The 11,881-nt window shown below is 77.0% G+C and carries 8 protein-coding genes; 6 read left to right on the top strand and 2 right to left on the bottom strand.

The genetic code is table 11. From position 1 onward, the window contains the following. Positions 1-12: 12 nt before the first annotated feature. Both ACYQ02_RS11275 and ACYQ02_RS11270 read right to left on the bottom strand, forming a co-directional pair. Positions 13-4,122: a hypothetical protein gene (locus ACYQ02_RS11275; RefSeq protein WP_460040514.1), complete on the bottom strand. Its 4,110-nt coding sequence runs from the start codon at positions 4,120-4,122 to the stop codon at positions 13-15. A gap of 11 nt (positions 4,123-4,133) precedes the next feature. Next, entirely contained in the window at positions 4,134-5,873 is a 1,740-nt protein-coding gene (locus ACYQ02_RS11270; RefSeq protein ID WP_460040513.1) for a flavin monoamine oxidase family protein, read from the bottom strand. A 130-nt stretch (positions 5,874-6,003) separates the two neighbouring features. On the opposite strand from ACYQ02_RS11270, the gene ACYQ02_RS11265 reads away from it, so the two are divergent. The 6 genes from ACYQ02_RS11265 (at position 6,004) to ACYQ02_RS11240 (ending at position 11,880) form a co-directional block, all read left to right on the top strand. Beyond that, positions 6,004-6,399, top strand: coding sequence for a holo-ACP synthase (locus tag ACYQ02_RS11265; protein ID WP_460040512.1), 396 nt, complete (start codon positions 6,004-6,006; stop codon positions 6,397-6,399). Continuing rightward, positions 6,396-8,627 (top strand): bifunctional ADP-dependent NAD(P)H-hydrate dehydratase/NAD(P)H-hydrate epimerase, encoded by a 2,232-nt coding sequence (locus tag ACYQ02_RS11260; RefSeq protein ID WP_460040511.1) that lies wholly within the window; start codon positions 6,396-6,398, stop codon positions 8,625-8,627. Before ACYQ02_RS11265 ends, ACYQ02_RS11260 begins: the two co-directional genes overlap by 4 nt. Before the next feature lie 158 nt (positions 8,628-8,785). Then, positions 8,786-9,970, top strand: a complete 1,185-nt coding sequence (alr, locus tag ACYQ02_RS11255; RefSeq protein ID WP_460040510.1) for an alanine racemase — start codon at positions 8,786-8,788, stop codon at positions 9,968-9,970. 157 nt (positions 9,971-10,127) lie between these two features. After that, the gene (locus tag ACYQ02_RS11250) at positions 10,128-10,403 is read left to right on the top strand and encodes a DEAD/DEAH box helicase (RefSeq protein WP_460040509.1); all 276 of its coding nucleotides are present in this window, start codon (positions 10,128-10,130) and stop codon (positions 10,401-10,403) included. Position 10,404: 1 nt separating this feature from the next. Continuing rightward, positions 10,405-10,755, top strand: coding sequence for a type II toxin-antitoxin system PemK/MazF family toxin (locus ACYQ02_RS11245; RefSeq protein ID WP_460040508.1), 351 nt, complete (start codon positions 10,405-10,407; stop codon positions 10,753-10,755). Positions 10,756-10,854: 99 nt separating this feature from the next. Beyond that, the gene (locus tag ACYQ02_RS11240) at positions 10,855-11,880 is read left to right on the top strand and encodes an asparaginase (RefSeq protein ID WP_460040507.1); all 1,026 of its coding nucleotides are present in this window, start codon (positions 10,855-10,857) and stop codon (positions 11,878-11,880) included. Position 11,881: the final 1 nt, after the last annotated feature.

Below are 11,881 nucleotides of genomic sequence, written 5' to 3'. Positions count from 1 at the left end.
GGTGCCCCTGGGTCAGCATCCCGGTGGCCGGCGTCGGCCGGCTGGATCCTCCCCAGGAACCGTTGGCTGGCGATTCACCCGGCTGGTGCCTTCGTTGCAACGGTGGGGGCCGGCGCTGGGCGGGTGAAGGACGCCCGTGAGGCGGAAGCGGGTGAACCACACCCCGCTTCCCCCCGCGGTGGTGGGACCCTGCCAGGCGATGCCTACCCAGACGGCGTGGGACGGCCCGGGGTCGGCCCAGGCCACCAGGGCGGGTTCCAGGGCGGGTCCCAGGTCCGGCCGGCCGCCGTCGCCCGCGGAGGAACCGGCTTCCTGCGGCGCCATCCGGCCGGCGGCGGTACCGGTGGCGGGATGAGCCGGCGCCTGCCCGGACGGTACGACCGCCGGCGGCGCAAACCGGAGCCGCGCCCCCTCCGGCCATCCGATGGTGACGTGCACCCGCGGCGTGCCGTTGCGGTCGTCCTGCCAGGCGACGACCAGCCCCGCCGCCGTCCAGGCCGCGGACGCCCGCTGCTGGCGGGCCCACGCCGGTCCGGAGGGATCGACCGTGGTGGCGGGGCCCACCCGGTCGCGGTCGGGGTCGATCAGGGCCGCCCGCAGGCGCCAGCCCCGGGCCGATCCGGTCCCGTCCTCCTCCCACACCACGGCCAGCCGGCCGTCGGGGCCGGCGGCCAGCCGCGGGCGCCACTGGTTACCCCCGTGGCCGGGGTTCACCGCCAGCGGCGGGCCGGGATCGTCCCCCTCCCCGCCCCATCCCCGGCTGCCCAGTCGCCGCACCATCACCCGGTTGCGTCCTGTGCCCTTGTCCAGCTGCTGCCACGCCACCCAGAGCCGGCCGCGGCGGTCGGCGGCCAGGGACGGCGCCCACTGGTTGGCCGGGGCCACCGTTCCGGCCTCCACCGGGCTGGGGTCCGCAGGGTGGACGGGCCCCCGGGCGTCCCATGTGGATCCGCCATCCCTGCTGACCGCCCAGCGGACGTCGGTATCGGGCCGCCGGTCCCGGAGGTCGGTCCAGGCGGCCACCAGGGCCGGCGGGCCGGCCTGCGGGCTCCCCGGTGGAAGCAGGGCCAGCACCGGGTCCGTGTGCAGGCGCTCGTAGGGACCCCGGGCGTCGTCCACCCGCCGGGGTGGCGAGAAGGTGCGGCCGCCGTCGCGACTCACCGCTAGGTACACGTCCCAGCTCTCATCCCGGAAGTCGACCCAGGCCACCGCGACCCGCCCGCCGCCGGCCGCCACCGCCGGCGCCCACTGGTTGTCGAACTGGTGGGGGTCGGGCGGCGGAGCGTAGACGGGCGCTGCGGCTTCCCAGGTCCGGCCCCCGTCGCGGCTGCGGGCCAGCCATACGTTCTCCGCCCCGCGGCGGAAGTCGACCCAGACGGCATAAAGGGTGCGGGTTGCCGCGTCGTAGGCCAGGGCCGGGCGCCAGCGGGTCACGGGGTCGGGGCCCCCGCCGACCCGCACCGCTGGGGCGAAGGCGGGGGCAAAGGCCGGGCCGGCACCCGAGGAACGGGACCGGTCCGGTCCCGGCGCATCGCGGCGATCCGGGCCGGCCGGCGTCGCGGGCAGCGGCCAGGGGCCCGGGATCGTCACGTCGGCGGCGATCACGCTTTCCACATACCCGTTCTCCAGGGCGTCGCCGGAGCCGGGCTGCAACCGGTCCCCCACCGCGGCCAGGTATGCCCGGCGCCGGTCCAGGGGCCAGCCCACGGGGTCGGCCACGACCCAGGGGGCCACCGCCAGGTAACCGTGGTCCGCGGGCTGGCCGATCCAGCCCCAACGGCGCCGGGTCAAAGGACCGTCGGCCAGCACCGCCGACTGCCCGTCGAAGGGCAGTTCGAAGAAGTTCCCCGTCAGCGACGCCGTCACGTTGTAGCGCAAGGCGGGGTACCGCTGCACCGCCGCCCAGCCCCCGGCCTTGAACCCGTCGGGTTCCCAGGCGGGCCGGGTGGCCCAGCGATCGTAGGCTTCGGGCTGGATCACCAGCGCCGCACCGTAGAGGTCGGCCCGGTCGACCAGGTCGACCATCCAGGCGTCCTTGCTGGTCATGAAGGCCAGGGGACCCAGGGCGGTGGGGATCACCCGGAACCGGTCGGCGCCTTCGGCCGACAGGTTGAGCCCCATTTCGGCCCGCTCCGCCGGGACCAGGTAGACCTTCTTCTGCCGGGCCACGATCCGGCCGTCGGGACCGAAGAGCACCGCCACGTTCCACAGCTCCGGGCTGACCGCCTCGTAGGCGGGTGATCCCCGAGGCCGCAGGGGGTCGCCCAGGAGGGCAGCCCGGGCCGGGTCGGTGACCGGGCGGACCTCGGGGGCGTTGACGTTGGCGCTCAGGTAGACCCCGTACTCCCGGGCGAGCCGGGAGAAGGTCTCGAAGAAGGCCCGCCACTGGGTGTCCGTCAGGGCCAGGAACAGAAGCCGCAGCGGCGGCACGCCGGGGAAGCGGGCCCGGTAGTAGGCGATCTGGGGAGCGTAGGCGGCGGCCAGGGCGGCGAAGGCCTCGGTGGTGGTGGAACGGGCCCGCGCCGCCGCGCCCCGGGGGCCGATGAAGGCGGTGACCAGGGCCGTCTCCTCCGGAAACACCACCAGGTTCGGCCGGTCACGCCGCAGGTGGGGCCGGGCCTGCTCCATCAGCGCCCGCATGTGGGCGTAATAGTCCTCATAACTTTCGGCGTGCTCCAGCCGGTGCTTGTAGCCCACCGCCACCACCCGCACCTCGAGGTCGCCGGTCGCCGCAGGCCGGGCGTCGTCCCCCGCGACGTGGCCGGGTGAGGGGCCGGGTGCTGCGGCGGTCGAACCCCCACCCGGCGAACCGGACCCGGCCGGTGCGGGCGGGCTCGCGGCCGCTTTGGGCAAGGTGAGGGTGCACCAGAGGGCCCGATGGTCCATCCCGCCGCCGGGGCCGCCGTCCAGCCGCCGCGTCCCCGGCGCCTCGCCCAGGGTCCGGCAGGTGCCCGCCAGGAAGGTGCTGGTCACGTGGTCCAGGGTGCGGCGGGGGAAGGCGCCGGCCGGTTCCTCCACGGTGGGCAGGCGCCGGCCCGTGGGCAGCAGGTTGGACGATTCCCCGGCGTGATGGGTGATGTACGGCGGGTCGTGCTCGGCGATGCCCGAGTGGTACCGCAAGGGCCGGTCCGGACCCACCCAGCGGTGCCAGAGGTCGACGTCGGGTCCCGACTGGCGCCAGGGGTCCAGGTTCATGTCACCCATCCAGAGCACGGCCGGCCGCCGGTGGCCCTCCGCCCGCCGCCCCGCAGGCCCGTCGCCCGGCGCCGGCTCCGCCAGCCCGGCCAGCTCCAGGGCCTGGCGGATCTGGGCTTCACGGCAGCGGGCGCCCTGGGCTGGATCGGCCACCCCCGAGTCGGGGTGGGCCAGGATCAGGCGGAACCGCCCGACGGGCGAGCGGGTGACGGTCACGGCGTTGACGGTGAAGCCGGGATCGCAGCCCGGAACGGGCGGCGCCGTCTCCAGCCCGTGCAGGACGAACCCGCCCGGCCGGGAGACGGCCGCCAGGCGCACCCGGCCGTCCCGGGCCGCCACGCAGTCCCAGCCGAAGCGGGCGTCGCAGGCGATCTGATACCCCGGCCCCACCAGCCGCTGCACCTGGAAGGCAGGCCGCCCTGAACCGGACGAACCGGCGGCCCGCAGCGGGTTTCGCCAGCAGACCTTCTGGGGGTCGGGTTCGGGGGCGCCCCCGTAGAGGGCGGCGCACCGGTCGTCGGGCCAGACCTCAATGAGCCCGATCAGGTCGGGCCGAAGCTGCTGGATGGCCCGGGCGATCCGGGCCTCCACCCGGCGGAAGCAGAGCTTGAAGGCGTAAGGCTGGCAGTGGGCGTTGCTGTTCCCCACGTTGGCCAGCAGCAAGGTCAGGGTCCGGTCCGGGACCCCACCGCTCAGGGGCGGGCCACCCGTCGCCGCAGGGCGCCCGGTGGGGTCGCCCGCCTCGGCGGGTGCCGGTTCCACCGCCGGGGGGCGATGGGTGCCGTAGGCCGGCGGGGGTGCGGTCGTCCCCAGAATGGCGGCGATGGCGAGGACCAGGCTGAGGGCCGGCCTCCACCGGGGCCGTGGGCGCCGGGCCGGAGGCCGGTTCCACCGGGCCGGGGGCCGGTTCCACCGGGTCGAGGGCATGGTCCCACCTCCTAGTCCCGCAGCCGCAGGACGGCGCGGGCGGCGTCTTCGCCGGAGCGCACGGCGCCGTCGAAGTACCCGTTCCAGATCAGGGCCGTCTCCGTCCCCGCCCAGTGGATGCGGCCGATGGGCTCCCGCAGGGCGTGGCCGTAGGCGGTCCACACCCCCGGCGGGAAGTAGCCGGCGTAACACCCCCGGGTCCAGGGGTCCTGGGACCAGTCCCGTTCGATGTACTGGCGAACCAGGGCGGCCTTGGGGCCGAAGTAGCGGACGAAGCACTCGATGACCCGGCGGCGGCGGGTGCGGGCGTCCCAGCGGGCGGCGACCCGGGCGTCGTCCCCCTCGATGAATCCCATCAGGACGCCGGGACGGCCGTCGGGCGGGGAGTTGTCGAAGGTGACCTTGACGGGGCCCGTGTCGCTGGTGGCCTGGCCTGCCAGGCCGTCATCCCGCCAGAAGGGGCGGTCGTAGACGCACTGGACCTTGATCACGCTGCCCTGGGGGACCCGCTGGGTGAGCTGGTCCCGCCAGCCGGGCAGCGGCGGGTCGTACTGCAGCCGGCCGGTCAGGGTGGGGGCCATGGCCACGATGACCCGGCGGGCCTCGACCCGAAATCCCTCGCCTTCCACCGCCACCCCCCACCGGCCCTGGCGGATGCGCTGCACCGGCGACGCGGGCCGCACCCGCCGGCCCAGCCGCTGGGCGACCCGCTCGGCGACCCGCTGGGACCCGCCGACGAACCGCCGCTCCTGGGCCCCGCCGGCCGTGTTGACCAGCCGCTCCAGGCTACCGGCGGAGTGGACGTAAAACAGCACGTGGAGCAGGGAGACGTCCTCCGGCTCGCAGGCGAAGACCGCCTGGATCGCCAGGCGCACCAGCTCCCGGCCGCCGGGGGTGGCCAGGTGATCCCGCATCCACGTGGCGAAGGTCTGCCCGTCCCATTCCCGGGCCCGGGGGGCGGTCCAGGGTTTGTCCAGCGGCACCTGCCAGGCCATGCGGTCGAGGAGGGCCAGGGCGGCGGCCGCCTCGGCGTAGGCGGCGGGGTCGGAGGTGGGGATGCGGCCGTCGTAGCGGGTCAGGCGCCCGTTGCGGTAGTCCACGTACTGGCCGGTGTTGTAGGTGGGGAAGGTGCCCACGCCCACCTCCTTGGCCATGGCCAGGATCCGGTCCTGGGTCGGCCCGACCCACTGGCCGCCGACCTCGACCACCTTGCCGCTGCCCAGGGGGTGGTTGAGGACCCGGCCGCCCACCCGCCGGCGAGCCTCCAGGAGCAGCACGTCCCGCCCGGCCCGGGCCAGGTCGCGGGCCGCCGCCAGCCCCGCGAAGCCGGCGCCGATCACCACCACGTCGGCTTGCAGCCGGCCGCGGGCCGGCTCCCCCAGTCCCGGGGTGACCTCCCAGGCCGGGGTGGCCTCCGCCGTCCCCCCGTCGCCGGTGGAACCGGCGGAGCCCGCCGCCGCGGGCCCGGCCGGCCTTCCGCCCGCCGCGCCCGCTGGCCGGGGGCGGGCGAGCCAGGCGGTCACGCCGGCGCTGGCCGCCACCCAGTATCCTCCCGCCAGGCCGGCCCAGCGCAGGAACTGGCGACGGCTCAGGCCTGCACCGGCCGGCGCGGGCTCCCCCCGGCCGGCCGCCGGCGCCGGGGAGGCCGGATCGGCCCGGGCCGGGGCCGGTTCGTCCCGGGACGGATCCCCCGCAGGATGCTCCGGATGATCGGGATGGGTCATGGCGACGCCCCCCTCCGAGCGTCCCACCCCGTGACTCCCCCCCTTTCCTTTGCGTACGGCCCCGGGGTTTTCTGCGGGTGCACCGGCCGGCCGGGGCCCGGTGCCTTTCAACCGGGGTCCCTGTGCGCTAGAAAGAGGGAAGAAAGGGGCGACGGCCGTGATCGTGGGCGCCGGGATCGACCTGGTCCAGGTGGAGCGCATCGAGGCCATCCTACGCCGCCGGGGCTGGCGCTGGGCGGAACGGGTCTTCTCGCCGGAGGAACTGGCCGCTGCCGGCAGCGGCCCCCACCGGGCGCGGCGGCTGGCCGCCCGCTGGGCGGCCAAGGAGGCCTTCGCCAAGGCCCTGGGCACCGGCCTGCGCGGCTTTGGCTGGCGGGACATCCGGGTCCGCCAGGACGGGGCGGGCCGCCCGTGGCTGGAGGTGTCGGGGCGGGCCGCGGCCATGGCGGAGGCGGCGGGCGTCCGCCGCATCCACCTCAGCCTGTCCCACGACGGCCAGTGGGCCGTCGCCCAGGTCATCCTGGAAGGCGAGTCCGGGGAGGGGAGACCGTGACGCCAACCGCCGGGGATCCGGGCGGGTGGTCCGGGCCGGTGCCGGTGCCGGCGCCGGAGGGGCCCGATCCGGCGGCTGCGGCGCCCGCGGCCGGGGAGTCCGGGCCGGGAGGGGGGCGGCCGGAGCGGGAGGGGGAGGGATGCCACCCGCCGGCACCGGGGGACCCGGAGGGCCGGGGACGCCTGGGGCAGACCGGCCGGCCGGGGGTCTGGGCCGGGCCCGGCGGCTCCCTGTGGGTCCTCTCGGCCGCCGCCACCCGCCAGGCCGACCGCCGGGCCATGGCGCTAGGCCTCGACGGCCTGGTGATGATGGAGACGGCCGGTCGCACCGCGGCCGCGCTGCTCTGGCAGCTGGCCGGGCCCTTCACCCCGCGGCGGCCGGTGGTGGTCCTGGCAGGCGCCGGGAACAACGGCGGCGACGGCATGGTCCTCGCCCGGTGGCTGGCGCGCTGGGCAGGCCCCGGTGCCGTAGAGGTGTTCCTCCTGGCGTCCCCCGGCCGGTTGCGGGGCGAGGCCGCGGTGCAGGGGTCGCTCCTGGGCGCCGCCGGTGTGCCGGTGACGGCCCTGGCGGACGAACCGGCTGGCGGGGAGGGGCTCGGCGGGCGGGGGCCGGCCGCCCAGCTGCCGGATGAACCGGCCGGCGGGGACGGGCCCGGCGGGCGGGAACCGGTCGCCCAGGCCGCCGGGAGCCTTCCCCCCGATGCCTTCCTCGACCGCCTCGGCGCCGCCGTCGCCCGGGCCCCGGTGGTCGTCGATGCGTTGCTGGGCGTGGGGGCCCGGGGGCCCCTGCGGCCCCTGGCCGCCCGGGCCCTGGAGGTGGTGTCCGCCTCGGGGGTGCCAATTTTCGCCCTGGACCTGCCGTCGGGGCTCGACGCCGACACCGGCGAGGCGGGTGCCGCCGTGCCCCGGGCCCGCTGGACCGTCACCTTCGGGGCGGTCAAGTGGGGCCTGCTCCTGGGCCAGGGGCCGGAGCGGGCGGGCCGGGTCTTCGTGGCCGACATCGGCTGGCCCCCGGGGGTGGCCGGCCGGGGCCCTGCCCCGGAGCCGGCAGGGGGCGCAGCCGGGGGCCCCGGCGAAGGGGCCGGAGCGGGCGGTCCGGCGGGAGCCTCCGGCGACCCGGCGGCGGCCGGCGGGCCCGGCTTCCCGCCGGCCCAGGTCCTCGACGCCGCCGGGGTGGCGGCCCTCCTGCCCCGGCGGCCCTGGGACGCCCACAAGGGCTGGGCCGGCCACGTGGTGGTGGCGGGCGGCCGGGCGGGCCAGGTCGGCGCCGTGGTCCTGGCGGGCCGGGCGGCCCTGCAGGCGGGGGCCGGCACGGTGACCCTGGCCGTGCCTGCGCCGGTGCGCTCTGAGGCTGCCGTCCACCTGCCCGAGATCATGACCTGGGGGCTGCCGGGGACGCCCGACGGGGAATGGGATCCCGGGGCGGCGGCCGCCCTGCCGGCGCGGGAGGCGGAGCGCCGGGGCCGGGTCGTACGGGTGATCGGGCCCGGCCTCGGGCAGGGGCCGGGGGCGGCGGCCTGCGTGGCAGCCTGGCTCGGCCTGGAGGTGGTGGCCGCCGGCCCGCCGGCCGGCGACCGCCCGGCCGCCGGGCCGGGGCCGGGCGAACGGCAACCGGGCCCGGCTGGCTTACCGCCCACGGGCTTCCCGCCCACGGTCCTCGATGCCGACGGCCTGAACCTGGTGGCGGCCCTGGGGCTCGACCGGTTGCGGCAGCGGCCCGGCCCCTATCCCCTGGTCCTGACGCCCCACCCCGGCGAGGCCGCCCGGCTGCTGGGCTGGAGCACCGGCCGGGTCCAGGCGCAGCGTCCCCTGGCGGCCCAGGAGCTGGCCCGGCGCGCCGGGGCCGTGGCGGTCCTCAAGGGAGCGGGCACCCTCATCGCCAGCCCCGAGGGGGATCTCTACGCCTGCACCCGCGGCCACCCGGGCATGGCCAGCGCCGGCATGGGTGACGTCCTGGCCGGGGTGGTGGGGGCCCTGCTGGCCCAGGGCCTCGATCCCCTGGCGGCGGCCCTGGCGGGCGTCTACCTGCACGCCCTGGCGGGGGAACGGGCGGCCGCGGCGCCGGGTCTGCCGGTGCGGGCGACCCAGCTGATCGACCGGCTGGCGGACGCCCTGGCCCTCATCCGGTGGGGCGGGCCGGAGGCGGGCGAGCCGGAGCTCCCGGGCGTGGTGGCCCTGGGGCCGTCCCTGGACGGCGCGGGCGCCTGGCGGGCCCGGGAAGGGAGATAGCCCTAGATGAGCTAACCCCTCCCACTCCGGCTCCCTGCCGCCCGGCGGGCCGGCCCGCCGGACGGGACCCGGTGCCGGCGGATCCTGGATCCGCGCCGGCGCCGGCCGACAGGGGCCCGCGGCCGGAGGGCGAAGCTTCAGGGGGAGGAGGAATGGTTGTGGAAGGGCCGGGCCGGGTTCGTCCCCCACGCCCCACCTGGGTGGAAGTCGACCTCGACGCCATCGCCCACAACGTGCGGATCCTGGCGCAACGGGCCGCCCCCGCCCAGCTGATGGCGGTGGTCAAGGCCGACGGTTACGGGCACGGGGCGGTGATGGTCGCCCGCACGGCCCTGGCCCACGGCGCCCGCCGGCTGGCCGTGGCGGTGGTGGAAGAGGGCGTCCACCTGCGGCAGTCGGCCATCGCCTGCCCGATCCTGGTAATGGGCTGGACGCCGCCCTGGCAGTACGGCCTGGCCCTGCGCTACGACCTGGAGCTGGCCATCAGCAGCGAGGACGAGGCCCGGGCCCTGGCCGAGACCGCCCGCCGCGAGGGCCGCAAGGTGCGGGTCCACGTCAAGATCGACACCGGCATGGGCCGCCTGGGCCTGCGATGGGACCAGCCGCGCCTGGTGGAGACCATCGCCCGGTTGATGGCCCTGGGCGGGCTCGAGGTGGCTGGCATCTTCACCCACCTGGCCACGGCCGACGACCCCGAGGCCGCCCTGACCGAAGACCAGCTGAGCCGCTTCGCCCGGGTGCTCCAGGCCCTGGAGGGGCGGGGCCTGCGGCCGGGGCTGCGCCACGTGGCGAACAGCGCTGCCCTGTTGCGGCTGCCCGGGGCCCGCTACGACCTGGTCCGGCCTGGCATCGCCCTCTACGGCTTGGAGCCCTTCCCGGGGGCCGTGGCCGCCTTCGGGCTGCAGCCGGCCCTGGCCTGGAAGACCCGGGTCGCCCTGGTCAAGGAGGTGCCGCCGGGGACCCCGATCAGCTACGGCGCCACCTTCGTCACCCGGCGCCGGTCCCGCATCGCCACCCTGCCCGTGGGGTACGCCGACGGCCTGCGCCGCGCCCTGTCCAACCGGGGACAGGTGCTGGTGGGCGGCCGGCGGGCGCCTATCGTTGGCCGGGTCTGCATGGACCAGGTGATGGTCGACGTCACCGACGCCGGCCCCGTGGCCGTGGGCGACGAGGTGGTGCTGATCGGCCGCCAGGGGGACGAGCGGATCACCGCCGACGAGATGGCGGCGTGGATGGACACCATCGGTTACGAGGTGGTCACCGGCATCGGCCGGCGGGTTCCCCGCATCTACTTACGCGGGGGCCGTCCCGTGGCGCAGGCGCCGCTGTCCCACCTGCTCTGAGGCGCGAACAGGCCGGGGGCGCAGGACCGGTGCGAGGGATCGCCGCCGGGCAGCCGCCCGCCGGGGACGGCACCGGCCAGGCGCCGGGCCGGACGAACCGGCCCGACGGCCCGTTCGTCCGGAGCGGGGGCCGGGGAGCGGGGAGGAGGAATGGGCGGTGGCGGAAGACGGACGGGTGCCGGCGCGGGCCAGGGAGCGGAAGGGGCTGGCGACGGCCGGGGAGGACGGGTGGCCGCTGGTGGCGGCCGCCGCCCCGCCGCCTTCGGTCCCGCCGGCGGGCAGCGGGACGGGGGCGGCAGGACCCGCCTTGACGGAAGAGGGTTTGCGCCGCGGTTATCAGGAGATGGGCCCCCTCAACCAGCGGCTGGCCGAGGAGTGGCTGCCCGGGGAGCTGGAGCCCCGGCGCTGGGATTGGGGTGGGGAGGGCGGTTGACGTGGACGTCCGCCGCGGCGACATCTTCTTCGCCGACCTGAGTCCCGTGGTGGGATCGGAACAGGGCGGCATCCGGCCCGTGCTGGTCGTCCAGAACGACGTTGGCAACCGCTACAGCCCGACCACCATCGTGGCCGCCATCACGTCCCAGATCAACAAGGCCAAGCTGCCCACCCACGTGGAGCTGCCGGCGGGCAGCTACGGCCTGGAGAAGGACTCGGTGGTGTTGCTGGAGCAGATCCGCACCATCGACAAGCGGCGGCTGCTGGAGCGGGTGGCGCGACTGGACGCGGGCGCCATGCGCCGGGTCAACCTGGCTCTAGAGATCAGCCTGGGGCTGCGGGAGATCTGACGCCGACTCCGCTGTGCAGGATTCGACGAGGACGAACCCTGGGGCGGCGCTCGCCGGGGCGGTGGGCGCCGGCCGGCGCCGCCCGTTGGAGACGATGGGATGGATCCGGAACTGCTGGTCGAGGTGACCCGGGGCGGCTGGGTGGAGAGCCGCCACTACGGGCACGCCGTGGTCGTGGACAAGCAGGGCCGCGTCGTCGCGGCCCTGGGCGACGCCGAGCACGTGACCTTCCTGCGCTCGACCCTCAAGCCCTTTCAGGCGCTGGCGGTGGTCGCCTCCGGCGCCGCCGACGCCTTCGGCTTCGACGACGCGGAGGTGGCCCTGATGTGCGGCTCCCACGCCGGGGAGCCTCCGCACGTGGAGCGGGCCCGCTCCATGCTGGCCAAGCTGGGCCTGGGGCCGGACCATCTGGCTTGCGGCCCCCATCCCCTGTCGAGCCCCGTGGCCCGGCAGGCGCTGGCGGCGACCGGTGGGGAGCCGACCCGGCTGCACAGCAACTGTTCCGGCAAGCATGCCGGCATGCTGGCCCTGGCCCGCCACCGCGGGTGGCCCGTGGAGGGGTACCACCGGCCCGACCACCCGGTGCAGCAGGCGGTGCGGGACCTGGTGGCGGCCCTGACCGGCCTCGCACCCGGGGGACCGGGCTGGGGGGAGGCGGTGGATGGGTGCGGGGTCGTCACCTTCGCCCTGCCGCTGGTGGCGGTGGCCCGGATGTTCCGCTACCTGGGCCGCCCGGACCTGCTGCCGCCCGGCCTGGCCCACCTGGCGCCGGGGCTGGAGCGGATCCGCCGCGCCCTGGTGGCCCACCCGGCGATGATCCGCGGCGACGGCCAGTTCGACACCGAGGTGATCCGGGCCACCGGGGGCGCCTGGATCGGCAAGGTGGGGGCCGAGGGGTACTATGCCGGTGCCCTGGCCTCGGGCCATGCCTTGGCCCTCAAAGTCGCCGACGGCCAGGACCGGGCGCGGCCGGTGGCCGTCCTCGCCCTGCTGGGCCGGCTGGGCCTTCTGCCCGCGGGGGCGGAGGCGCTAGAGGCGCGGTGGGGCCGGGTGCCGGTGACCAACACCCGCGGCGAGGTGGTGGGGGAGATCCGCCCGGCCGGGCGGCTGGCCGCGGCGCCCTAGC

It is taken from the genome of Thermaerobacter litoralis (assembly GCF_054654595.1).
Note: the sequence above shows the minus strand (reverse complement) of the source record. Positions and strands in the feature narration are given on the sequence as shown.